This is a genomic window from Kitasatospora sp. NPDC023385, from assembly GCF_055664045.1.
The window spans coordinates 346,972-369,557 of the sequence record NZ_JBVOOL010000002.1 but is presented as its reverse complement, the minus strand read 5'-3'; the positions used below and the strand labels follow the sequence as shown (position 1 = coordinate 369,557).

The 22,586-nt window shown below is 70.3% G+C and carries 25 protein-coding genes, 1 tRNA gene and 2 pseudogenes; 9 read left to right on the top strand and 19 right to left on the bottom strand.

Annotation, left to right across the window (positions count from 1 at the left end; genetic code table 11):
* Nucleotides 1-45 precede the first annotated feature (45 nt).
* A complete protein-coding gene (locus AC0B61_RS04640; protein ID WP_471739140.1) occupies nt 46-288 on the bottom strand; it encodes a hypothetical protein in 243 nt (80 codons plus the stop codon).
* A gap of 199 nt (nt 289-487) precedes the next feature.
* Here AC0B61_RS04640 and AC0B61_RS04635 point away from each other — a divergent pair, with 199 nt between their 5' ends.
* From AC0B61_RS04635 to AC0B61_RS04615, 5 genes are all read left to right on the top strand, one after another.
* Nucleotides 488-955 (top strand): carboxymuconolactone decarboxylase family protein, encoded by a 468-nt coding sequence (locus AC0B61_RS04635; protein ID WP_471739139.1) that lies wholly within the window; start codon nt 488-490, stop codon nt 953-955.
* Between the two features lie 103 nt (nt 956-1,058).
* Entirely contained in the window at nt 1,059-1,703 is a 645-nt protein-coding gene (locus tag AC0B61_RS04630) for a class I SAM-dependent methyltransferase (protein WP_471739138.1), read from the top strand.
* On the top strand, nt 1,700-2,284 hold the full coding sequence (locus tag AC0B61_RS04625; protein ID WP_471739137.1) for a TrmH family RNA methyltransferase: 585 nt from the start codon (nt 1,700-1,702) through the stop codon (nt 2,282-2,284). Before AC0B61_RS04630 ends, AC0B61_RS04625 begins: the two co-directional genes overlap by 4 nt.
* 170 nt (nt 2,285-2,454) lie before the next feature.
* Nucleotides 2,455-3,216 carry an ABC transporter ATP-binding protein gene (locus tag AC0B61_RS04620; protein ID WP_471739136.1) on the top strand — a complete coding sequence of 254 codons (762 nt, stop codon included), beginning with the start codon at nt 2,455-2,457 and terminating at the stop codon, nt 3,214-3,216.
* The gene (locus tag AC0B61_RS04615; protein ID WP_471739135.1) at nt 3,213-5,195 is read left to right on the top strand and encodes an FtsX-like permease family protein; all 1,983 of its coding nucleotides are present in this window, start codon (nt 3,213-3,215) and stop codon (nt 5,193-5,195) included. Before AC0B61_RS04620 ends, AC0B61_RS04615 begins: the two co-directional genes overlap by 4 nt.
* Before the next feature lie 332 nt (nt 5,196-5,527).
* Here AC0B61_RS04615 and AC0B61_RS04610 read toward each other — a convergent pair whose 3' ends face one another.
* The 4 genes from AC0B61_RS04610 to AC0B61_RS04595 form a co-directional block, all read right to left on the bottom strand.
* A complete protein-coding gene (locus tag AC0B61_RS04610; RefSeq protein WP_471739376.1) occupies nt 5,528-5,752 on the bottom strand; it encodes a helix-turn-helix domain-containing protein in 225 nt (74 codons plus the stop codon).
* A 68-nt stretch (nt 5,753-5,820) separates the two neighbouring features.
* Nucleotides 5,821-6,582: a hypothetical protein gene (locus AC0B61_RS04605; protein ID WP_471739134.1), complete on the bottom strand. Its 762-nt coding sequence runs from the start codon at nt 6,580-6,582 to the stop codon at nt 5,821-5,823.
* A gap of 415 nt (nt 6,583-6,997) precedes the next feature.
* Nucleotides 6,998-7,210: a hypothetical protein gene (locus AC0B61_RS04600; protein ID WP_471739133.1), complete on the bottom strand. Its 213-nt coding sequence runs from the start codon at nt 7,208-7,210 to the stop codon at nt 6,998-7,000.
* Between the two features lie 11 nt (nt 7,211-7,221).
* Nucleotides 7,222-7,899, bottom strand: coding sequence for a phosphotransferase (locus tag AC0B61_RS04595; protein ID WP_471739132.1), 678 nt, complete (start codon nt 7,897-7,899; stop codon nt 7,222-7,224).
* A 282-nt stretch (nt 7,900-8,181) separates the two neighbouring features.
* Between AC0B61_RS04595 and AC0B61_RS04590 the strand changes: the two genes are divergently transcribed.
* Nucleotides 8,182-8,736 (top strand): NUDIX hydrolase, encoded by a 555-nt coding sequence (locus tag AC0B61_RS04590; RefSeq protein WP_471739131.1) that lies wholly within the window; start codon nt 8,182-8,184, stop codon nt 8,734-8,736.
* A gap of 87 nt (nt 8,737-8,823) precedes the next feature.
* Here AC0B61_RS04590 and AC0B61_RS04585 read toward each other — a convergent pair whose 3' ends face one another.
* The 9 genes from AC0B61_RS04585 to AC0B61_RS04545 all read right to left on the bottom strand — a co-directional run bounded on the left by AC0B61_RS04585 (nt 8,824) and on the right by AC0B61_RS04545 (nt 15,643).
* Nucleotides 8,824-9,525 carry a hypothetical protein gene (locus AC0B61_RS04585; RefSeq protein ID WP_471739130.1) on the bottom strand — a complete coding sequence of 234 codons (702 nt, stop codon included), beginning with the start codon at nt 9,523-9,525 and terminating at the stop codon, nt 8,824-8,826.
* A 93-nt stretch (nt 9,526-9,618) separates the two neighbouring features.
* Nucleotides 9,619-10,182 (bottom strand): ATP-binding protein, encoded by a 564-nt coding sequence (locus AC0B61_RS04580; RefSeq protein ID WP_471739129.1) that lies wholly within the window; start codon nt 10,180-10,182, stop codon nt 9,619-9,621.
* A gap of 162 nt (nt 10,183-10,344) precedes the next feature.
* The gene (locus tag AC0B61_RS04575; protein WP_471739128.1) at nt 10,345-11,079 is read right to left on the bottom strand and encodes a class I SAM-dependent methyltransferase; all 735 of its coding nucleotides are present in this window, start codon (nt 11,077-11,079) and stop codon (nt 10,345-10,347) included.
* Between the two features lie 35 nt (nt 11,080-11,114).
* Nucleotides 11,115-11,801, bottom strand: a complete 687-nt coding sequence (locus AC0B61_RS04570) for a class I SAM-dependent methyltransferase (RefSeq protein ID WP_471739127.1) — start codon at nt 11,799-11,801, stop codon at nt 11,115-11,117.
* Nucleotides 11,802-11,844: 43 nt separating this feature from the next.
* On the bottom strand, nt 11,845-13,212 hold the full coding sequence (locus AC0B61_RS04565; protein WP_471739126.1) for a hypothetical protein: 1,368 nt from the start codon (nt 13,210-13,212) through the stop codon (nt 11,845-11,847).
* A 2-nt stretch (nt 13,213-13,214) separates the two neighbouring features.
* Entirely contained in the window at nt 13,215-13,979 is a 765-nt protein-coding gene (locus tag AC0B61_RS04560) for a hypothetical protein (protein ID WP_471739125.1), read from the bottom strand.
* 43 nt (nt 13,980-14,022) lie between these two features.
* Entirely contained in the window at nt 14,023-14,607 is a 585-nt protein-coding gene (locus tag AC0B61_RS04555; protein ID WP_465679772.1) for a hypothetical protein, read from the bottom strand.
* Between the two features lie 146 nt (nt 14,608-14,753).
* A complete protein-coding gene (locus AC0B61_RS04550) occupies nt 14,754-15,053 on the bottom strand; it encodes a hypothetical protein (protein WP_350506273.1) in 300 nt (99 codons plus the stop codon).
* Between the two features lie 80 nt (nt 15,054-15,133).
* Complete coding sequence (locus AC0B61_RS04545) at nt 15,134-15,643, bottom strand: nucleoside-diphosphate kinase (RefSeq protein WP_033346890.1); 510 nt, start codon at nt 15,641-15,643, stop codon at nt 15,134-15,136.
* Between the two features lie 425 nt (nt 15,644-16,068).
* Between AC0B61_RS04545 and AC0B61_RS04540 the strand changes: the two genes are divergently transcribed.
* Both AC0B61_RS04540 and AC0B61_RS04535 read left to right on the top strand, forming a co-directional pair.
* Nucleotides 16,069-16,731, top strand: coding sequence for an NUDIX hydrolase (locus tag AC0B61_RS04540; protein ID WP_471739124.1), 663 nt, complete (start codon nt 16,069-16,071; stop codon nt 16,729-16,731).
* Complete coding sequence (locus tag AC0B61_RS04535; protein ID WP_393032505.1) at nt 16,728-17,141, top strand: NUDIX hydrolase; 414 nt, start codon at nt 16,728-16,730, stop codon at nt 17,139-17,141. The genes AC0B61_RS04540 and AC0B61_RS04535 overlap by 4 nt, the downstream gene beginning before the upstream one ends.
* Before the next feature lie 146 nt (nt 17,142-17,287).
* Here the strand turns inward: AC0B61_RS04535 and AC0B61_RS04530 are convergent.
* Nucleotides 17,288-17,587 (bottom strand): annotated as a pseudogene (locus AC0B61_RS04530) (mobilization protein); the annotation flags it as partial.
* On the opposite strand from AC0B61_RS04530, the pseudogene AC0B61_RS04525 reads away from it, so the two are divergent.
* Nucleotides 17,586-18,329 (top strand): annotated as a pseudogene (locus AC0B61_RS04525) (tyrosine-type recombinase/integrase); the annotation flags it as partial. The pseudogenes AC0B61_RS04530 and AC0B61_RS04525 overlap by 2 nt on opposite strands.
* A 130-nt stretch (nt 18,330-18,459) precedes the next feature.
* On the opposite strand, the gene AC0B61_RS04520 reads toward AC0B61_RS04525, so the two are convergent.
* The 4 genes from AC0B61_RS04520 to AC0B61_RS04505 all read right to left on the bottom strand — a co-directional run bounded on the left by AC0B61_RS04520 (nt 18,460) and on the right by AC0B61_RS04505 (nt 22,404).
* Nucleotides 18,460-18,533: transfer RNA gene (locus AC0B61_RS04520), tRNA-Thr, on the bottom strand.
* Nucleotides 18,534-18,615: 82 nt separating this feature from the next.
* On the bottom strand, nt 18,616-19,266 hold the full coding sequence (gene leuE / locus AC0B61_RS04515; protein WP_471739375.1) for a leucine efflux protein LeuE: 651 nt from the start codon (nt 19,264-19,266) through the stop codon (nt 18,616-18,618).
* A 106-nt stretch (nt 19,267-19,372) separates the two neighbouring features.
* Nucleotides 19,373-21,094 (bottom strand): alpha/beta hydrolase, encoded by a 1,722-nt coding sequence (locus tag AC0B61_RS04510; RefSeq protein WP_471739123.1) that lies wholly within the window; start codon nt 21,092-21,094, stop codon nt 19,373-19,375.
* A gap of 143 nt (nt 21,095-21,237) precedes the next feature.
* Nucleotides 21,238-22,404 (bottom strand): hypothetical protein, encoded by a 1,167-nt coding sequence (locus AC0B61_RS04505; protein ID WP_471739122.1) that lies wholly within the window; start codon nt 22,402-22,404, stop codon nt 21,238-21,240.
* Nucleotides 22,405-22,586: the final 182 nt, after the last annotated feature.

Sequence of the window (22,586 nt, the reverse complement as noted above, 5' to 3'; positions counted from 1 at the left end):
GGTGCGTCACGGCGCACCGAACCGCCTGCAGCGCCCGGCGTCCGGCTACTCCCGGTACTCGTCCTCGTCCAGCGGGACCACGCGGGCCTGCTCGGCGGCGTCGGCGACGTCGGTGGCCGGATCGGCGCCGAGGGCCCGGCGCTCGGCGACCTCGTCGTTCTCGTCGTATTCGCCGTACTCGCCGTACTCCTCGGGATCGGGCGCCTCCTCGTCGCTCGCGACGGTTTCGTCACTCTCGACGGTTTCGACGGTCTCGTCGACCAGGTAGTCCTCGTGATCCTGCGGCATGGCATCGGTCCTCACTGTTCGGAGGTTCCACGGGCCCGGGTGGCGGTACTCGAAGTATCCGCCGCCCGGCGGCCGGACGCGACGCGCCGAGCCCACCCGGGCGTGTTGCGCGGCGTACCCCTCGCCACCGGATTGACCCACGAAATGCCCTGTCGAATGGCCCACGACCAGGGTGCATTCCGCCCCTAGGGTCACTGTCATGACGACGAACGAGAACACCGCAGCCACCGCCCGCCTCGACTACGCCCGCACCGTCCCGAAGGTGTTCCGCGCGATGATCGCCCTGGACGCCGCCGCCCGCGAGGGCCTGGACCCGGCGCTGGTCGAGCTCGTCCAGATGCGCACCTCCCAGCTCAACGGCTGCGCGTACTGCCTGGACATGCACGCCAAGGACGCCCGCAAGGCCGGCGAGACCGACGAGCGGATCTACCTGCTGCCGGTCTGGCCGGAGGCCCCGGCCGGGGTGTACAGCGAGCGCGAGCGGGCCGCCCTGGCACTCGCGGAGGAGGTCGCGCGGATCGACGGCGGCGTCTCGGACGCGGTGTACGCCCGGGCCGCCACGCACTTCGGGGAGGCCGAACTGGCGCAGCTGATCTCGGTCTGCTTCACCATCAACGCCTGGAACCGGATCAACGTGGCCACCCGCAAGAGCCCGGGCACCCTCTGACCGGAACGCCGCGCAGGCCACCGGGGGTACGATCGGTGCCGTACGAAGGGCTGACCCACACCCACCCGGTGGCCCCGAGGCCCACACGAACGACGGGGAATCCATGTCCGGCTCGCACTACTTCAGCGGTGCACCCGAGGTCGCCAGCGAGCGACGGCCGATCACGGTCTCCCTGCCGGACGTCACCCTGGAACTGACCACCGACACCGGGGTGTTCTCCCGCGGCCGGCTCGACCCGGGCACCCGGATCCTGCTGGAGCACGCCCCGCAGCCGCGGGTGCGCGGCCCGATCCTGGACATCGGCTGCGGCTACGGCCCGATCGCGCTCACCTGGGCGACCCGGCGCAAGCGCCTGCCGGTCTGGGCGGTGGACGTCAACGAGCGCGCCCTGGAGCTGGTGCGGCTGAACGCCGAGGCGCTGCGACTGGGCAACGTCCAGGCCGCGCTGCCCGACGAGGTCCCGGCGGACGTCCGGTTCGCGACGATCTACTCCAACCCGCCGATCCGGATCGGCAAGGCGGCGCTGCGCCGGCTGCTGACGCACTGGCTCGGCCGGCTGACCCCGGACGGCTCGGCGTTCCTCGTGGTGCAGAAGCACCTGGGCTCGGACTCGCTGCAGAAGTGGCTGAACGACCAGGGCTACCCGACGACCCGGGTCGCGTCGGTCAACGGGTTCCGGATTCTGGAAGCGCGGCCCCGCCCCGAGGCGGGCGAGGGCCCGGAGAATGGACGAGGTACGACGTCGTGAAGCAGCTCCGCGGGACCGAACTGAAGCGTCTGCACCGCTCGTGGCGGCGCAGCAACGAGTTCCGGCTCGCGATGATCCTGGAGAACCTGCAGTCGCCGTTCAACGTCGGGTCGGTGGTCCGGACCGGTGCGGCGATGGGCGCCGAGAAGCTGTACCTGGCGGGGGACACCCCGTCGGTGCGCTCGTCCGGCGCGCAGAAGGCCGCGATGGGCACCGACAAGTACCTGAAGGTGGAGCACTTCCCGACCGTCGCCGAGGCGGTGGCCGCGGCCAAGGCGGACGGCTTCAAGGTGGTCGGCCTGGAGCTGGCGGACGAGGCGGTGCCGATGTTCGCCGCCGAGCTGACCCCGGCGGTGGCCTTCGTGCTCGGGCACGAGGACCGCGGGATCACCCCCGAGGCGCTGGCGCTCTGCGACCAGGTGGTGTTCGTGCCGCAGCTGGGCCGGGTCGGCTCGCTGAACGTGTCGGCGGCCGCGACGGTGGCCTGCTACGAGGCGCGCCGCCAGGGCTACGCGATCAGCGGCACCCCTGACGGCGGCTTCGAGGGCGGTATCGAGGGCGACCTCGGAGACGACGACTAGCCCCCCCGCCAGCAACACCCCCGCAACTTCCCCAATCCCCCGCAATCCCGCCATTCCCCCCGATCCAACCTGCCCCCGGCCCAGCCGGAAGGTCGCCCGGCCGGGATCGCCCGCCGGCTCCGGCAGCGGTCGATGCCGCGCTCCGGCGACCTGGTAGTAAATGGATCATCATGAATGACAACGACGTAGTACGACTGGAACGGGTCACCCGTTCCTACGGAACCGGCCAGAGCGCCATCACCGCCCTGGACGCGGTCACCATCGGGTTCACCCGCGGCAGCTTCACCGCCGTCATGGGCCCCTCCGGCTCCGGCAAGAGCACCCTGCTCCAGTGCGCCGCCGGACTCGACCGACCGGACTCCGGCAGCGTCGTCGTCGACGGCGTCGACCTCGGCGGCCTCGACGAGACCGCCCTGACCGAACTGCGCCGCGAGCGCCTGGGCTTCGTCTTCCAGGCCTTCAACCTGCTCGGATCCCTGACGGCCGAGCAGAACGTCGGTCTGCCGCTGCGGCTGGCCGGCCGCAGACCCGACCCCGCCCAGGTGCGGGCCGCCCTGGCCCAGGTCGGCCTGGGCGAGCGGACCGGCCACCTGCCCTCGCAGATGTCCGGCGGCCAGCAGCAGCGGGTGGCGATCGCCCGGGCCCTGATCGCCTCCCCCCAGGTGCTCTTCGCGGACGAGCCCACCGGAGCCCTGGACAGCTCCAGCAGCCGGGAAGTCCTCACCCTGCTCCGCTCGCTGGTCGACCAGCAGGGCCAGAGCACCATCATGGTGACCCACGACCCGGTGGCCGCCTCCTACGCCGACACCGTCCTCTTCCTCGCCGACGGCAAGGTCGTCGACCACCTCGTCGCCCCCGAACCGCAGACCGTCGCCGCACGGATGACGGCACTGGAGGGCGTCCGCGCGGGCACGGACGGTGGCACCCGATGAAGGGCTTGCGGCTGCTGCTCCCGATAGCCGCCGTCTCCCTGCGGAGACGGTGGCCGGCCTTCGCCGGCTCCTTCGTGGCGCTCGCCCTCGGTGTCGCGGTGATGTCCGCCGCCGGGGTCCTGCTCAACACGACGATGGGCGAGGACTCGCTGCCCGGCGCGCCCTCGCTGCACAAACTGGTCGGCTTCATGGCCGCGATGGCCGGGTTCGTCTCGGTCTTCGTGGTCTCCTCGACCTTCGCCTTCGCCGTCGCCCAGCGCCGCCAGGAGACGGCGATGCTGCGCGCCGTCGGTGCGACGCCGCGTCAGGTGCGCGCCCTGGTCCTCGGCGAGGCACTGGTGGTGGCGCTGGCCTCCGCCGTCTCGGGCTGCGCGATGGGCCTGGCCGTCGCCCCGGCGATCGCCGCCTGGCTGGTCGACCAGGGCGCCGCCCCGAGCGGCTTCCACGCCGAACCGGCGCTGCTGCCGCTGCTGCTCGCCGCCTCGGGCGGCCTCGTGGTCGCCCTGCTCGGCGCCTACGCGGCGTCCCGCCGGGCCGGCCGGGTGCGGCCGGTGGAGGCGCTCAACGAGGTCGCCGTCGACAGGAAGGTGATGCCGGTCGCCCGCTGGGTGGCCGCGGTCCTGTTCCTCGGCGTCTTCGGCTACACCCTGCAGACCTTCATCTCGATGCCCGCGTCGATGCTGGCCGACCCGCAGTCCCGCGATCCGGAGACCACCCCGCAGTGGGCCCTGCTCTTCGACGTGATGGCGGTGCTCGCCATCACGCTGATCGCGCCGGTGCTGGTGCCGCCGCTGGTGCGGCTGTTCACCTCGCTCGTCCCGCTGCTGCCCGGCGCCGCCGGACTGATCGCCCGGCAGAACGCCCTCGCCGCGATCCGCCGCACCGTCTCCACCGCGACACCGGTCTTCCTGGTGATCGGCCTGGCCGGCTCGGTGGTCGGCGGCACCGTCGCGTTCAGCGACGCGATGGCCGCCCAGGGCCGCGCCGCCCTCAAGGCCGGGTACGTGATCGAGCCCGCCGGCGGCCAAGTCGTACCCGCCGACGCCCTGCGGAGCCTGGCCGCCCTGCCGGACGCCCGGCTGACCACCGCGGCGACCGTACGGTTCGACGGCCTGGCGGCCCCGGACCAGCAGCCCGCCCCCGGCCGCCCCACCGACCTGCCGATCCCGGAGGACGGCCTGGCGGTCGACGGCGACCTGCGGACGGCCTGGAACCTCTCCGCCGAAGCCGGTTCGCTGGAGGACCTGCACGGCCTGACGGTCGCGGTCTCCAGCGACATGGCGCGCGTCTTCGGCTGGCACGTCGGCGACACCCTGAACGCCCGGCTCGCCGACGGCACCCAGGAGCAACTGCGGCTGGTCGCCCAGGTCCACCACCTGCTGCCGCACCTTCCGGAGATCGCCGTCCCCCGCGAGGCCGTCCCCGGCCAGAGCGCCGTCTCGGTCGCCTACCTGAGCACCGGGGCGAGTCCCGAGCAGGTCACGACCGCGCTGGGCGGCAGCGCGGCCCGGGCCACCACCGGCACCGCCTGGATCGGCGCACACAACGACCGGACCACCAAGAACAGCTGGATCGCGATGCTGGCGATCCTCGGCCCGGCCCTGCTGTACGCCCTGATCGCGATCGTCAACACGATGATGATGTCCACCGGCGACCGCCTGCGGGACTTCGCCACCCTGCGCCTGACCGGCGGCACCCGCCGCCAGGTCCTGCGGGTCGTCGCGGTCGAGACCCTCCTGGTGGTCGCCACCGCCGCGGTCCTCGGCCTGGTCGTCACCCTGGTGACCCAGTACGCCACCGTCCTGCTGATCGAGAACCGCATCCTCGACACGGCCCAGTCCGCAACCTTCGACCTGCCCTGGGCCACCCTCGCCGGCACCACCGCGATCTGCCTGGCCCTCGCCCTCCTCGCCAGCCTGACCCCAGCCCGCCTCGCCCTCCGAGCCCGCCCCCTGGACCTCGCCACCACCCGCCAGTAGCCACCCCCGCCCCGGCCCCGCCACCCCAGGTGGCGGGGCCACCCCACCCCTAGAGCCGCCCCGAACACACAAAAAAGCCCAGGCCGGAATCAATCCGACCTGGGCTTTCCCACTGAGCCGCCTGCGGGATTCGAACCCGCGACCTACGCATTACGAGCCCGAGAGTGATCATGCTGGCTGCTGCCGGCATCGATCACCTGGTGATGAATCCGCAGGTCAGGACGTTGCACCGTGATCCACGATCCCACCCGAGCCGGCGCGTACTGCCCCGTCCGCTCACGCATCGCTCACGCAGAAGTGGGTCTGGTCGGCGATCACGGACGTGGGCTACCTCATCGTCCCCGCTGGCTGCGTCGCGGTTCAGGTGGTCTGCGAGTTGGGTCCAGTGCCGGGTTGGATCGGGGGTCATTGGCCTCGCCCCCGGCAAGCCATGCGTCGAGCGCCGTACGGCGGTAGTAGATACGACCTGCCAGCCGAAAGCTCGGAGGGCCGGCCCTCCGCTCTCGCAGGCCGTACATGGCCTTCGGTGTCCGGCGGACATAGGCGGCTGCCTCCATCAGGGTCAAGACGGGAGACTCCTCACCGCACACGCTCGCCGCGTTCGTCGCGCTCATGCAGTCCTTCGTCAGCTGTCGGTCCGGCCGCCGAGTCGTGCCCGGATATCTTGGATGCGACCCTGTGTCGTCGTGGCGCTCCTACGCTGGCGTTCGAGCTTCACCTCCGCTGCCTTCAGCTCAGCGGTGAGTCGCTCTCGCTCAACGGGCCCGGGGATGCCGGGCTTCGGGTCGACGCCTCTGTCACAGACTGGCCCCAGGAGCTCCCTGATCACCACGCCGCGATGGGCATCGCATTCATCACAGCGGACGACTCCGGCAGAGTAGCGAGCATTGCTGCGGTGCGCGGTCCGCTCGACGGCGTGGCCGCAGGTCAGGGTGAGCTTCCAGGCATTCAGTTCCTCCTCGTGACCCTCTGGCCGTGGACCAAAGAGGATCTTTCCGACCACTCGCGCTTGCTCGGGGCTCATCGGCGGAAACGGACAGCATGCGGAGCAGTGCAGCACTCGGGAGCCGGAGACGGTCCATCGCCCCTCCCGGCATCCGCCGTGGCGTTCCTTGAACCGCCTCTCCGCGAGGTCACGCTCCTGCTGTTCCTGCTCCGTCATGTGCAGCAGAGCGGGCCAGCTACCGAGCCCGTCACTCATCGGATCACCGCAGCCGCGACACGGCTCCCCTGCCCGGTACTCCTCCCAGGAGAGGTAGATCCCTTCACGGCGCCACCGCTCGCTTCGTTCCTCACGCCGGCGGTGATCTTCCTCAGCAGCCAAAGCCTCTTGACGGGCTCGTGCGGCGGCCCGCTGTTGCCGCTGCTCTTCCGTCAGTTTCGCCATGACGCCATCCGCATGCACGCCTCCTCGTTTCAGGCCACCCGCAGCATCTTGGACGAGCGTTCACGGCGAGTGGCAGGGATGCACCAATTGGCCAGGAAGCGACGGACTTCGCTGAAGCCTGACCGGACATGACAAGGATGCGATTGAAGGTGATAGCCCCGAGACCGTTTATCCCACGCACCAGGTTGCACGGCCCTCCAACCGACAGCTACCCGACGAACGCCTGGTCCAGGGCCTGGCGAGGAGCGCCATGGAACACCTGCCGCACATGTCACTCCCGGTGCCGGTCCGCGACAGACGGAACTCCGATCTGCGGGCTTCGGCGCATTCGGGCCGTTGTAGTACTCAATCCTGCCCACGGGTGGCAGCCCCCTCCTGGTCAGGCGCTTTACGGTCGCGGATGGTGGGGACCGGCCTATCGGTGTTCAGCGGTGAACCGTTCCAGAGTGGGGAAGGTGCCGGTGTCGATCGTGTTGCCCGACTCATACTGATCAAGCCCCATCGTGAAGAGGGCGCGGCGGTACTGCCACTTGATGTGCTTGTTGCGCCGCGTGGGGTCGGTGGCCCGCATGAGGGCGAGGAAGAAGAAGCACTTGACGAGCAGGAAGTCGCCCAGGTGCTCGCTCACCGGCTGCCCGATCAGGGACGCGGTGGTCTCATCGAGGGCGGCGGTGTAGGCGGTGCGCTGTTCCGGGGTGAGGCTGTAGCCCTTGCCGCCGCCCTTGAACGGCACGATGTCGAGGCGGGGTAGACGTCGTAGCCGAGCGGGACCGGTCCGTGGTGCTGCCAGTCGATGACCCCGGCCTGGAGGACGTTGGGCAGGCCGTAGTCCAGGTGCCCGTGCACCATCGGGAGCCGGGCCAGCCGGTCGAGCGCGTGCTTGACCGCTTCGTGGACGCGCGGGGTGTCGAAGTCCGAGTTCTCCTCGAACACCTCGGCGGCGAAGGCCGCCTTCTCGAACCACGGCGTGGCGGGGAGGGGGTGCCTCGCTTGGGCCTGCAGGAGCTTCGACGCGACGGCGGCCGCCGTGCTGATCACCTGGTAGCTGACCTGTCCGTCCCGCCTGGCGTCGGCCAGCGCCTCCTCGTGCAGCGAGGTGTCGCCGATGGCGCGCTCGACGACGAAGTAGTTCCCGTCCTCCGAGCCGCTGTCGACGATCTCCGGCACCGGGTAGCCCAGGCCGGCGGCCAGCTGCTGGAACTCGGTCTCCGTCCGCAGATCCTCGCCACCGGTCCGCTTGTAGAGCAGGCCGTCGGCCGACCGCCACACCGCGCCTTCGGTGGCAGTTCGGCTCTTCACGAACTCCCAGTCACTCATCCATCCATCCTTCCGCAGGGCCGAGTTGGGGTGGGGCAGATGCGGCTGTGTCGCGTGGGGTTGGGCCGGCCGGCCCGGGAGAAAGGGCGACCGGCCCGGTCGCCGCCCGGCCGGTGTGCCTGCATCGGTTGGGCGGCCTGATCGCTGCGCGTTGTTGCACCCTGGCCGCGTGAGGGCTGGGCATCCAGGAACGACGGCTGATTCACATGCGCTCGCGGTGCACTCTCCGCCCGGAGATGTGGTCAACTAGGCCCATTGCCGCGCTCCCAGGATGTGATTCCGATGATTACTCAGGTCGATGGACTGGAGCCGTGGAAGATATACGGAGACCGCGTGGTCTACGACAACCGGTGGGTGCAATTGGCCCTCGTGGACGTTGAGCCTCCTGGGGTGGCGCGCTTCGAGCATCACGTCGTGCGCCTGAACCGGGTGGCCATAGCCGCGGTGCTGGATGCCGATGACCGCGTGTTGATGCTCTGGCGGTACCGCTTCGTGCCGCAGTCCTGGGGTTGGGAGCTTCCCGGTGGCATCGTTGATCCCGGAGAGGATGGGCTGGGGGCTGCTCTGCGCGAGGTCGAGGAGGAGACCGGCTGGCGACCGAATCACCTCGACCACGTGGTGACCTTCCAGCCGATGGTCGGCATGGTGGACTCGCCGCACGAGGTGTTCGTCGGTCATGGAGGAACCCTCGTGGGCGAGCCGGAGGACGGCGAGGAAGCCGGCCACGTCGCGTGGGTGCCGATGTCCGAAATCCCGGTGCTCATCGCGGAGGGGAAGCTCATGGGTTCGGGAACCCTGGTGGCGCTCCTGCACATCCTCGCTTCCCGTAAGCAGTGACACTCGGGTAGGCCGCCACCCTCATCGCGATGATCCGAACTTCGTCCCGAGTCACGGGCAGCGTGTCGCTGAGGTCATCTGCGCAAGTCAGGGGTGCTGGTGGTCACTGCCGGACGGCCTGGTTGCTGTACCTTGCTGCTGCACTTCCCTGGCGGGGAGGTCTATCAGCGGCATATGGGGGAGTGCTTCCAGCGTTGCCGGCCGTAGACGGTCGCCCTGGCCGAACCAGTACCCGATGATGGTGCCGGCGATTCCGGTGACCGGAACCATGTACATGCTGAAGTTGTCGGCAGGGACGTTGGCTGCCATGGCAACCCACGGCGAGACCACGATGGCCACGACTACCGCCACGAGCGCCCACCCGCGAATGCCTTCAGCGCGGCGCGTTACTGCGGCTTGCTGGTGCACGAGGTCTGCGCGGTGCTTGCGGTCTTCAAATTCGACTTCCCAGCGCCGTTCCGTCTCACGAGACTCGAGGTCCGCGCGATGTTTGCGATCTTCGAGTTCGACCTCCCACCGCCGTTCCGTCTCGCGGAGCTGGACTTCAGCGGCGACCTCCTCCTGAGTCTCCGGAATCCGGCCGAGCAGGAACTGGTCCGCACGCTTCTCAGACTGCACCCTGCGACCGGCTACGTTTAGGAGAAGCTCCTCAAGATGCGTGAACTCGGTCATCCAGTCGTCTGCGGTCTGCGGCACGCGACCGATCCGCCATCGCTTCTGTGCCATTGCCTCAGCGGTCTTGGCGGGGTCCGCGCCTGCGGGTAGACCGCCGAGCTCTGCTTGACTCATGAAGACTCCTCAGCTGTGGCAAGGCAACCGTCTACGCCTTGAAGAGCGTAGGACAGTGGAACACCGCGGCGGGGGCGGATGATTGGCCTGCTGCTATAACTCGCGCAGTCCGACCAGGACTCGTCCGATCAGCAGCGGGTCAGAGACTGGGCCGGTAGCTTCGGCTGGCTGCCCAGGCTCCTTGGCCTGCTCGGAGCTGCCTGGGCCGGACCGTTCGGCACCATGGAGGAGTACTTCCGCCCAGACGACCTTCCCGGTCAACGTCGTGGGGTAGTAGCCCCAGCGGTTGGCCATCTCGCTAACCAGGAACAGTCCGCGTCCACCAGTGGCTTCCACGCCTACCTCTCGCCGTACTGGCGGCCGGGGATCGCGGTCTGCGACTTGGATGAGCAAGCTCGTTCCGGCCAGCTGGAGCGCGAGAGTGAAGGTGCCGACGTCGGCCAGGCTCGGGTATCCGGGGCACTGCGGCTCATTGCCAGGCGAGTGGCGGACCGCGTTGGTGGTGAGCTCGGAGACGATGAGGTTGGTCGTCTCGATGATGGCGTCCGGAATCTGCCAGCGCCGCAGGATGTCGGTGGTGTGCCGGCGTGCCCAGGGGACCGCGTTGGGGGTGTCGGCCAAGGTCAGGTGGCTGATGTACGGATGGCCTTGAGACATGAAGTGCCTCCCGCTCGGGGCTGCGTAGGCGCGCAGGTACCTGCGGCTGGCGTTCATCGGGGCGGTCCCGCTGCCCCGTGGTGGCCGGGGGCTCCAGCCACGACGGGGCAGCGGTTCTATGCGCTCCCGTACTGATCGCTCGCGGGCAACGCAGCTTCGCGGCTACTTCGTGGCGACCACGTAGACGCTGGCCCACTGACGCTTCGGGTTGGCCATGGTCGGGTCGAAGGTCCACGGCTTGACGTTCTTGAAGCCTGCCTCGGTGAAGAGCTGGGTGAGCTTCTCGTGGTCGTACGCCCAGTAGTGCGGGTTGTAGGTCGGGTCGTCGTCCTGGTCGCGGAAGACGTAGTTGATGAGGTCGAGGTAGGTGTTCATGTCGCCTCGGCACTGCCGCTTGGCGTACCACCGTTCGATCATCTCGGCGGCCCGCTCCGGCGGCGCCGGGTACTCGTTCAGGACGAAGGCGGCGTCGGGGACGCCGGTGATGAGCTGGCCTCCGGGCGCGAGGACGCGGTGGGCCTCGCGGGCGTAGTACTTGGCGGAGCGCGGGTAGTCGATGTGCTCCAGGAAGTGCTCGGAGAACACCGTCTCGGTGCTGGCGTCGGCGAGCGGGATGCCCTCGCGTACGTCCCAGAGGAGGTCGGCCGGCGGGACGATGTCGATGTTGAAGAAGCCGTCGATGCGGTGTCCGCCGCCGCCGATCTGAACCTTGGCGGGGCTGGGCTTGAGGACACAGTCGGGCAGGGCGGCGACGCTGGCCCGGTGGTGGCGGTGCAGTTCGACTTCCTTGACGGCCGCCCGGAGGGTGCGGGCGAGGCCGTGCGTGGTCGCGGGTGAGTCGAGGGCCTGGTCGAGTTGGGCGAGGAGGGCGGTTATCTGCTGGTCGTGCGGGCTCATCGAAGGTCTCGCTTCCTGGGGCGCCTGGGTGGTGGTCAGGTGGTGCGGGAGCTGAGCTGGTCGATCTTCCACAGGCCCAGCCCGTTGCCGGGGTGGTGCTGGCCGCCGTCCGTGAAGTCGGTGTCGAAGTGCTCGGCGGGCTCGGGCAGGTGGAACGGGGCCGCCTGAAGGTTGAGCGGGCGCCAGTGGGTGTCCGCGGTGTCGCGGTTCTCGGCCACGCCGACGTAGGTGGTGGCGAGCAGGTAGGTCGAGCGGCTGGCGGTGACGCGGTCGAGGAACGCGAGCACCTCGTGGTGGGTGAGGTGGACGAGGCAGTCCCGTGCGATGACGAGGTCCGCAGTCGGGATGTCGTCCCTGCTCAGGTCGGCCTGCCGGAAGGAGATGCGCTCGCTGCCGTGCCGTTCCTGGTTGAGCTGGATGAGGTCGGGGACGACGTCGAGGCCGACATAGCCGTCCAGCTGATCGAACCCGTCGACCTGGCGGATCCAGTTGACGTCACCGCATCCGGCGTCCGTGACGGTGCGGATCGGATAGCGCGCGAGAACCGAGGCGAGGGCGGCCCGGACGGCCTCGGTCTGACGGATCTCGGAGCCGGGACCGGAGAGCGACTCGGGAGATCCCCAGTGGTTGGTGCGATAGATCTCGGTGAAGAGCGTCTCGGCGGGTTGGGTGGGTGCCGGCCAGGCAGCGGTGGATTGGGTAGCGGGGCCGTGGGTGGGCATGCGTCTCCTCTGCGATCGGTCGTCGAGGGGCGTGGGGCAGCGGTCAGCGGCTGCTGTTGCGCATGAGCGTGTACTTGATGTCGACCAGGCGCGGCGCGATGCTGAGCGCCAGCTGCTCGGTCGGGTGGAGGTGCCCGGCGTCGTCCGGCTCGGCACGCCAGACGCGGTAGTCCAGGTTCGGGTAGGCGGGGTTGATGCCGATCTCGCCCTTGGGCATCGTGCCGTTGAACGGCGCGACGATGTCCATGTGGTTCCAGTAGTTCCAGGCTTGTAGGGCCTTGTGCTGGTCGAAGTAGAAGTAGAAGTCGGGGTAGCGGCCGAAGCTGCGGAGTTCGCGGTGGATGAGGTGGCCGAGCAGCGGGCCGAGTTGGGTGGCGAGGCTGTCGAACTCCCAGCGCGTGCGGTGCCAGGCTTCGGGCACTTGCCCGCTGGTGAAGAGCCGGGCCGCCACGAGGTAGCTGATCCGCTCGACCATGTACGCGCGGGCGTGGTCAGCGTCGATGGTCGGGTCCACCCGCTGCAGAAGTGCCGCCAGCTGGTGCGGGCGGGGACGGAACCTGGCGAGGTTGAACTTGCCGGCCATGTCCGGGAAGGAGGCGAACAGCATCTCCTTGTAGAGCCAGTTGTTGAACTCCCCGAGGTCGGCCAGCTGCCGGGTCCGTGCGGAGGTGGAGTGGAGCATCAGGTACTCGGCGAGGGCCTCGAAGTAGAGGTAGCCGAGGATCGGCAGCCGGGGAATGGCCGCATCCAGCAGCTGGAGGAAGCCCTCCGTGGCCACGGTCGAGCCCTGGTAGACGATGCCGGCGGCCAGGGCCAGGAACGCGGCCGAGTTCTTGATCCGGCCGACGACGGTCTCGCGCAGGTGGTGTCGCTCGGTCTTGCTGAGCAGGTACTCCAGGTCGGTGTAGATCTGCAGGTGGATCGAGCCCAGCCGCAGGTAGTCCACGCCCGCCAATCCGCGGTACGCCTGGGGCGGCGCGGTGATCTCGAAGATCAGCGGTGTGGGTGCGCGTCCGCCCAGGCCGACCCTGGCGAGGGAGGCTGGGGCCTCCTTCGTGAGGACGTAGGCGGCCAGGTTGTGCATGCGGAAGCCGTGCTCGGTCGCTGTGAGCGGCGCGCAGTAGATGCTGCCGACGAGGCATCCGCCGGAGGGGTAAAGCACCCCCTCCTCGCTGATCTCTTCCAAGGCGTGGGTGACGTGGAGCAGGTGCAGCTTGCCGTCGCTGCTCAGGCTGTCGAAGAGCGCGTTCTTGCGGAGCAGGCTGCCGTTCGGCGTCTCCTCGGTCAGGCGCTTGTGCCAGGCGGCCGTGTGGGCTGCCAGTGGGTCGGCCTGCCCGGTGCCGGGCAGCAGCGCGGAGTCGAAGAAGGCATGCGCGTCGGCCCACAGGTCGTAGGCGTTGCGGAGGCTCACGGCTACACCAGCCCCTTCTCGGCGAGCGCGTACAGGACGGCTTCGGCGCTGCTTGCCCCGGCGAGGTGCGCGGTTTCGGAGACGGCGACGAGGTCGAAGGCCACGGCGCGGAGCTGGTCGAAGGCCGGCTCACGAACGTGCCGCGCGTCGGGCCACCAGGTGAGCTTGGGCAGGCGGTAACGGTCGAGCGCGTCTGCCGCTTTGACCAAGTCGCAGATGAGCCCGGCGCGGTGGTAGTCGGCCTGGTCGTCCAAGCAGAAGGCGCCGTACGGCACGTCGTGCAGGCGGACGGCGGTTGCTGCCTGGATGATCCGCCGGGGTGTCGCCACCAAGCCGAAGTGGGTCCAGACGGTGTCGGCGTTGGCGGCCAGCCAGACGGCGGCACGAGCACCGTGGCCACGGTCGTCCTGGTCGTGTAGGCGCTGGCAGTCGTGGACGGCCGCTGCCAGGACGACCGTGGCGGTCTCGGTGTCGTCCAGCTCGTGGATCTCAGCGAGCAGAGCGGCCAGTGCGGCGGTTCGCATGCTGTGCCTGAGACCGTGGAGCGAGTCGTGGAGGCGAGGCTCCGCCAGCCACGTTGCCGGAAGAGCGGACCGGCTCAGGAGGTGCTTCGAGGCCGGCCGCAGGGGCGGCGGCCAAGCCGCGCCGAGGTCGGGCCGGTTGGCCGTGATCCACTCAACGGTTGCCGGGTCCATGTACTGGTGGTGCGGCAGCTGCCTTCGGGCAGCCAGGTCGACCAGACTCGTGGTCGTCGGGGTCGTGCTCATCTGTGCCCACCCCCTTCTGGTGGTCTACCGCGGTGACGTGCTCCTACCGGATCGGCGCGGCCTGTGCCTCGCGGGCCTTGCGCTCCTGCTCGGCGGCCTCGAAGGCGGCGGCGAAGTCGGCCAGCTCCTGCTCGCTCATCAGCGTCACGCCGAGCTCGGCGGCGACGTCGACGATCTGGGCGGACGCCTCGTCGCGGGCGGCGTCCGAGGCACCGTCGTCGAGCAGCACCTCGAACTCGGCGTGGTAGCCCCATGCCTCGCTCCACTTGAGGGCGATCTCCACGCCCTGGAAGCGGAAGTTGTGGCGGAAGTTGAACGCCTCGTGCATCGCGGACTCGAAGCCGAGCGCGTTGAACACCTTCACGGCCGCCGGGACGTCCTCTCGGGCGATCGAGAACTCGGTCTCGTGGAAGGCGGCGCCCTGGCCGATCTTGCTGCCCTTGAGGGTGATCTTGGCGGTGCCGGCAGCCGTGTTGTCCGTGACCTTCAGCAGCTGCTCGGGCAGCACGTAGAAATAGATGTGCTTGGCGTCGTCGCCCAGGTCCTCGCCGTCCTTCCGCAGACGGTCCATGAGCTGGGCGTGGGTCTCCTTGTCGAAGCGGGCGCGCATCTCGATCTCGACAGCCACGGTCGTGTCTCCTCGTTTCAGACATGGCGGATCCAGCCGAACCAAGGCGGGGTGGCCCCTGGCTGGTCCGGATGGGCGGTATGGAGTTGGTGGAGCCAGGTGGTGCGGCGGGCCGTTACTTCACCGGCCGCACCACCCGAGATGGATCAGCCCAGGTCGCCGAAGCGCTCGCGGATCACACCGGCGTGCAGGTAGTTCGGCAGCGGGACGCCGCCGACCGCCACGCGGGTGGTCGCCGCCTGGTCCTCGGTCTCGCTCGGGAAACCCTCCAGCAGCTGGAGGCACTGCTGCACCCACTCGCGGGACTTGGGCCAGTCGCCGGCATCCCGGAGGCGGACCGCCAGCGCGTAGGCGGTCTCGGTGGCCGCCCAGCGGTCGGTCGCCAGCTCGCGCTGGAAGATCGACTCCAGCTCCTCGGCGGAGGCCAGGCGGGTCTGGTTGGTCATGGTGCCCTCTCAGATCAGACGGTGGTGCCCCGGTGGTGGTCAACGCAGCGGCGTCCAAGTGGTGACGCCGCGACCTGCCGTCAGTTGGTGAAGATCTCGGCCAGCGTGCGGTACTCGTGCAGCTCGTCCTTGTCGAACCACAGCTCGACCTCCTGCGCGGCTTCCTCCTTGTTGCCGGAGGCGTGGACCAGGTTGGCCACGGCCTTGCCGACTGCCACGCTGCCCGCGGAGCTCATGTGCGAGAGGTCGCCGCGGATCGTGCCGGCCGGAGCCTGGTTCGGGTAAGTGCTGCCCACGATCTTCCGAACGGTGGCGATGGCGTCGTAGCCCTCCAGCACCAGGGCGATGACCGGCCCCTGCTGCATGAAGGTGGCAGTGAGGTTGTAGACCTCGGCCCCGAGCCGCTCCTCGAGGTCGAAGTAGTGCTTGCGGGTGAACTCCTCGTCCATCCACTTCATCTTGACGCCGACGATCTTCAAGGCGGCGTCCTCGAAGCGCGAGATGATCCTTCCCCCGAGGCCGCGTACCAGCGCGTCGGGCTTGAGCAGGACGAGCGTGCGCTCGACCGTGTGGACCTGGTCCTCGGCCATCAGTTCCCTTTCAGCTTTCTGGCATTCAGACATGACGAACGATCAGTTCGTCATGAACCGAGGTTACCGGCGCTGGCGAGCGACTTTCGGCGCTCCGACCTACCCCTCGAACGGGTGAACCCTCCGCGATTCGGGGGCGGTCGATCCGCCGCCCTGTCGACACGGCGGTCTCGCGGGCTCAATCGCCCAACTCGCTGTCCTGCTTCGGGTACTCACCTAGAATCTCCGAGGGGGTGGGCGTGTATGTCCTGTTACTCCCGGGCGGTTCCCAGAGCTCAAGTTGCCTAGGTGAGCCTGGCCTTGGGGTGCCGACTGCAAGTCTTCCGGTATCCACGCCGCGCAGCGATGAAGCGCCAGTGCAGTCGATGTGCATCTTCGACGCACGCCTCCTGCACTGCAGCGACCACGACGGAGAGGGAACGGCGTTGGACGTCATCGAGGTCTGGAGCGGTCGTTACGCCTGCCTGCTCCAGTCCGCCCTCCGCCTCACCAACGAGGCTTTCGCCAATCAGCTCGGGATCGCGGTGCGAACGGTGGCCACATGGCACGCTGACCCCTCCGTCGTACCGAGAGCCGAGATGCAGCAGATCCTCGACGCCGCCCACGAGAAGGCAACCGACGCGGCCCGCCAGCGCTTCGCCCTCCTGGCGGCGAAAGAACGTGGCGGCGCCCCTGAGTCCGGCACGCCGGCTGCGCAGGCCCTCCGGGTGGCCATCTCGGTTGTCCTCCGGCAGAGCAACGTGCTGCTGGTATGCCGACGCGACGACGACGCGTCCGGGATCACCTGGCAGTTCCCGGCCGGAGTGATCAAACCCGGCACGAAGCCGGAGACCGCGACCGTTCGGGAGACGCTCGGCGAAACCGGGGTCCACTGTGCCGTCCGCCGGAGCCTCGGCAGCCGCCTCCACCCGGTGACGGGCGTGCTGTGCGAGTACTTCCTGTGCGAGTACCTGGCTGGAGAGGCGACCAACAGCGACGCCGTCGAGAACGTCGACGTGATGTGGGTTCCTCGAAACTCGGTGACCCGATTCATCGACGCCGATACGATCTTTCCACCCATCCTGGCCGCCCTGGAGGAGCAGACGTGACAGAGCAGACTGCGGAGGAACGCCCGGGCATTGCCGCCGCGATCGTGGTTCACGAAGGCCGCGTTCTGATGGTGAGGCGACGGGTGAGCGAGGGCCAGCTCTCCTGGCAGTTCCCGGCCGGTGAAATCGAGACCGGCGAGTCGCCCGAGCAGGCAGCTGCCCGTGAGACTGGGGAGGAGACCGGGCTCGGCGTGGCCGCGATCAAGCTCCTGGGCGAGCGCGTGCATCCGAAGACCGGCCGGCTGATGTCGTACACGGCCTGCGAGATTGTGAGCGGTACGGCCGAGGTGGTCGACACGGAGGAGCTGGACCAGCTCGCGTGGGTGGCTCTCGCCGAGATCCCCGAGTACGTGCCGTACGGGCTGTTCGAGCCGGTGCAAGAGTACCTGGACGCCACCCTCGACAGCTGATCAAACTTCGACGGAAACGGCCCTGTAGGCGACCCACCTGCTGGTGGGTCGCCCACAGGGCCGTTGGCCTAGTTCCAGGTCGTTCCGGCCAGGAGCCCGTCATAGCCGAGGCTCATCATCGCGGAGTCGTTTCCGGTCACTGATGGTCAGCGGCGTCGGGACTGGGTTCCGGGCTGTTGGAGGGCAGCCGTGGTGGTCGGGCTGGTGGTGTGATGGCGGACGATCGGGGTGGCAGGCGAGCGCAAGAGCGCGGCTTCGACGGTGCGGTTGGGCGCGGGGTTGTAGCTGGTGTGCTGGATGCGGGCGATGAGGACCTTGGCGGGCAGGCGGTCGGTACCGAGTTCGCGGCGGGCGGCGGCCTCTGTGAGGAGCTGGTGGGGTTTGTAACCGCCTGCTTCGGCGTCGGCGAGGACGGTGGCGAGGGCGGGCCAGTTGGGGTCGGCGACCGGCGTGAAGCCCTCCCCCGTGATGGTCTATACGCCGCAGCAGACCGGCGCGTTCCTCGACTACGTGGCTGCCGACCGCCTGTACGCAATGTGGCACGTCATCGCCTTCCGCGGGCTTCGCCGGGGCGAGGCGTGCGGTCAGCCGTGGTCCGAGACCAACCTCGACAACAGCTCGCTGACCGTGACGGCCCAGCTCGTGCAGGACGGCTGGGAGGTCGAGGAGTCCGACCCCAAGACCGACGGGAGCTTCCGGACCGTGGCACTGGACGACGACACGGTGGCCGTCCTGCGGCGCCACCGCGAGCGCCAGCAGAAGGAGCGGGACGACTGGGGGCCGGCCTGGAAGGACACCGGCCGGGTCTTCACCAACGAGGACGGTTCCTGGCTCCACCCCGGCAAGGTCACCGAGATGTTCGAGCGACTCGTGACCGCGTCCGGCCAACCGCCGATTCGCCTGCACGACCTCCGCCACGGCGCGGCCACCCTCGCGCTCGCCGGCGGGGTCGACATGAAGGTGGTGTCCGAAATGCTCGGCCACTCCTCCATCAAGATCACCTCGGACATCTACACCAGCGTCCTGCCCGAGATCGCCAAGGACGCCGCCGAGGCCGCCGCGAAGCTCGTCCCCCTCCAGCGGAAGACCGAGGCCGAGGCTCACGCCAAGGCTGCCGCCGAAGCCGAGAAGGCGAAGCGGAAGGCCGCGAAGAAGGCGAAGTCCAAGGCCAAGAAGGCCAAGGACTAACCCAAGATCAACACCGGCGCTCACGCATCGCTCACGCAAGCGATCTTGTAGCGCATCGCCGACGCCTGCCTGCAGGTCAAGGAACGGCAAAAGGCCCAGGTCACGGGCTATGTGACCTGGGCCTTTACTGAGCCGCCTGCGGGATTCGAACCCGCGACCTACGCATTACGAGTGCGTTGCTCTGGCCAACTGAGCTAAGGCGGCACCGTTGCCGTCTGTGGCGGCAACGCGGGCAAGTCTACACAGGTTGTCGGGTGATCCGTTACCCGGATACCGCTGGGCCGGGTCAGGCGGAGGAGACGGCGAGCTTGGCGGCGAAGCCGGCGAAGAGGACGGCGACGCCGCTGGTGAGGGTGGCGGAGAGGCGCTTGCGGCGGCGGAAGGCGGTGGCGAGTGTGGTGCCCGCGAAGATCAGCAGGGAGAGGTAGAGCAGGCTGAAGGTCTGGAGGATTCCGCCGAGGAGGGCGAAGGAGAGGGCGGGCCGGCCGTAGGACGGGTCGACGAACTGGGTGAAGAAGGAGAGCAGGAAGAGGATGGCCTTCGGGTTGAGGAGGCTGACCACGAGGGCGCGCCGGAAGGGGCTCTCGGCGGACTCGGGGGCGGGTTCGGCGGTGGGGCCGGCCTCGGCCCGGCGCTCGCGCCAGAGTCCGCGGGCGGCGCGGAGCATGCCGTAGCCGATCCAGAGCAGGTAGGCGGCGCCCCCGAACTTGACGACCGCGAAGACGGCCGGGTTGGTCTTCAGCAGTGAGGCGGCGCCCAGCGAGGTGAGGCTGATCAGGGTGAGGTCGCCGACGAAGACGCCGGCGGCGGCCCGGTAGCCGGTCCTGACGCCCTTGCGGGCGGCGACGGACAGCACGTACAGGGAGTTGGGGCCGGGCAGCAGGATGATGACGAGGGCGCCCAGGACGTAGGTCGCCAGGTCGTTGACTCCGAGCACGTTGCGCTCCGGTGCGGGGAAGGGGGGCAGGGCGGCGCTCATCGTAACGTCGTACTGGTTATCGATTGAAGTTGAAACTAACCACCGGCCGCCCGGACCCCTCGCCCTACCGGTCGCAGCGCTTGCCCTGCTCAGGGGCCTCCCCGGTCAACAAGAAGCGGTTGACCGCGCCGTCCACGCAGACGCTGTGTCGCCCGTACGCGGTGTGGCCGTCCCCGTCGAAGGTGAGCAGGCGGCCGGACTCAAGTTGCCCCGCCAGGGACTGCGCCCAGGCGTACGGGGTGGCCGGGTCGCGGGTGGTGCCGACGACGACGATCGGTGCGGCGCCGGCGGCCCGGATGGTGTGCGCCGCGCCGGTGGCCCGGACCGGCCAGTAGGCGCAGGTCAGCGCCATCCAGGCCATGTCCCGCCCGAAGTGCGGCGAGATCCGTTCGAAGTCCGGCACCGCCCGCTGGACGTCCTCCGGCCCGCCGAAGGGGGCGGGCAGGTCGAGGCAGTTCACCGCGGTGTTGGCGAACATCAGGTTGGGGTACGAGCCGTCGGCCCCGCGCCCGTAGTAGTCGTCGGAGAGCCTCAGCAGGCCGGTGCCGTCGCCCGCCTTGGCGTCGGCGAGCGCGGCGCGCAGCTTGGGCCAGAGGAAGTCGGCGTACATGGCCTGGATGACGCCGGTGGTCGCCTGGGACTCGGTGAGCCGGCGGCCGCCGTCGGCGGTGGGCAGCGCTTCGGCGCGGACGGTCGCGAACAGCGCGGTCAGCTGCTCGCCGGCCTGCTGCCCGGTGCGGCCGAGCGGGCAGTCCTCCCGCTTGGCGCAGTCGTTGGCGAAGGCGGCCCAGGCGGTCTCGAAACCGCCGGCCTGGGTGCGGTTGCCGGCGACCGAGTCGAGTGCCGGGTCCATCGCGCCGTCCAGCACCAGCCGGCCCGCCCGGCTCGGGAACAGCCCGGCGTACGTGGCGCCGAGGAAGGTGCCGTAGGACTTGCCGACGAAGTTCAGCTTCTCGTCGCCGAGGAGGGCGCGCAGCACGTCCATGTCGCGGGCGGCCTCGACGGTGCTGAGGTGGCCGAGCGCCGGCCCGGCCTGCTTCCGGCAGCCCTCGGCGAACTCCTTGTCGGCGGCGACCAGCGCGTCGATCCCGCGCTGGTCGCCGGGGGTCAGGTCGACGGCGGTGAAGGCGTCCATCCGGTCGCCGCTCAGGCAGGTCACGGGGGCGCTGCGGCCCACCCCGCGCGGGTCGAGGCCCACCAGGTCGTACCGGGCGCGCACGCCGCGGTCGTACGTCCGGGCGGCGGCCTCCAGGTACTCGATCGCCGAGCCGCCGGGCCCGCCCGGGTTGAGCAGCAGCGAACCGAGCCGCGGGGCCGGAGCACCACTGCCGGCTGCGGCGCCGGGGCCAGGGCTGGAACCGGAGCCCGAGCCGCCCGCGACCCCCGACGGCGCCACCCCCGACGGCGCGACCCCCGACGGCTCGGCCGTCGCGCGGGCGGCCGCCAGGGTGAGGTCCCCGTCCCCCGGGTGGTCGTAGTCCAGCGGCACCCGGAAGGTCGTGCACTCGTACCCCCCGTCGCACGGCTGCCAGGCCAGGCGCTGCGCGTAGTACGGCGCGAGCGCGGCCGGGACGGCTGCGGGCAGCGGCTCCAGCGGAGTGGCCCCGGCCCCTGCCGCGGCGGCCGCCGGAGCCGAGGGCGCGCCGGAGCCGGCCGAGTCGGACGAGGCGGCCCCCGGCGCCCGGGACGGACCAGGGTTGCACCCGCCCGCCAGCAGCCCGACGACCAGCGCCGCGGCCGGCACCCGTGCCGTGGCCAGGACCCGCAGCCGCCCGAAGGCCCTCATCCGACTGCTCTCCTCGAAGAGACGGGAAACACGATGAACTCCATGCGAACCAGGGGGAACGGCGCGGCCGGTTACCCGGAAAACGCCGCTGCCCGGTACCCGCCCCGGGGTACCGGGCAGCGTAACGCCCGCGCGGTCGGCGCTCAGGACGCCTTGGCCAGCGCCTCGGCCAGGAACTGCGCCGCCTGCCGGACCAGCCGCAGCCGCTCCCGGTCGGGGGTGAAGTCCTGCACGTTGTCCGAGATCCGCACCTCGGCCTTGGCCGCCGGGCCGGGCGCGGCCTTGAGCGAGGCCTGGAGCTTGCGGGCCGCGTCCAGCCCGGCGGTGTCGGCCTTGGCGGCGGCCAGCAGCAGCTTGGCCGCGCTGCCCGCCGGGGCCTCGGCGCCGGTCTGGGTGAGCGCGGCGGCGTCGTAGCGGCCGGAGACCGCCGCGGCCACGCCGTACAGGTCGGGGCGCGCCAGCCCGGCGGCGGCCGCACACGGCGCGCCGCCCTCGACGCCGAGGGTGCCCCAGGCGGCCGGGCCGGGCGGCAGGGTGCGGAAGGAGGCGGCGATGGTGGTGCGCAGCGCCGCGTCGTCGGCGACGGCCGCCGGGGCGGCGGCGACCAGTTCGCAGGGGTGCGCGGTGCCGTTCGGCGCCTCGGGGGCGACCAGGATGAACGGCCGGGTCTTTCCGGTCTGAAGGGCTGAGCCGATGCCTTCGAAGACGTCGGGGACTTCGGCGTCGGCGGTCTTGTGCGGCGCGGCCGCGTGCATCACGACGACCGGGAAGCGCGCGTTCGGTTCCTTGGCGTACTGCGGCGGCAGCCAGACCCGGACGTTGCGCGGCTGGCCGTCGGGGCCCAGTACGGCGGACTGGAGCAGTTCGCCGCCGCCCGGGTGGCCGACACTGTCGAAGCGGCTGGCCACGGCGGGGGCCGGGGTGGGGGCCGGGGTGGCCGACTCGGTGGCCACGGGGGGCACCGCCTGCTGCCGGACCGCCGCCGCGGCCGCAGCCGCCGCACCGTCAGCCGCGCCCGCACCCGCACCCGCACCCGCCGCATCCACAGCGGGCTCCGCGCGGTCCTGCTCCTGGCCGCCGCCGCTGAGCCCGCCGAAGGCGCCGAGCGCGGTGAGCACCGTCAACGCCGTGACGCACACCCCGCAGACCATCGCCCCGGCCGCCCGCACCAGCATCGGCCAGCGGTCGCCGGCCAGCTCGTAGGTCTCGGCGGCGCGCAGGTCGCGCCAGCGCAGGAGGGCGCCGCGGGCCAGCCAGATCCCGCCGAGGGCGGCGGCCAGTAGGGGGATGACCAGGAGCGAACGGACCATACGACGCACCACCTCGGGCGGAGGGCCGACGCCGGAGCGGACCCGGCGCGTACGGGAGGCGACCGGCCCGGCACCGGGCGCAGTCGGCCCCCAGCGTGCACAACGGGCGGACGGTCACACGCAGGTGTGCCCGGCGCGTATCGCTCGTTCACTCGAAGGTGGGACAGCGCACCGGCTCCGGG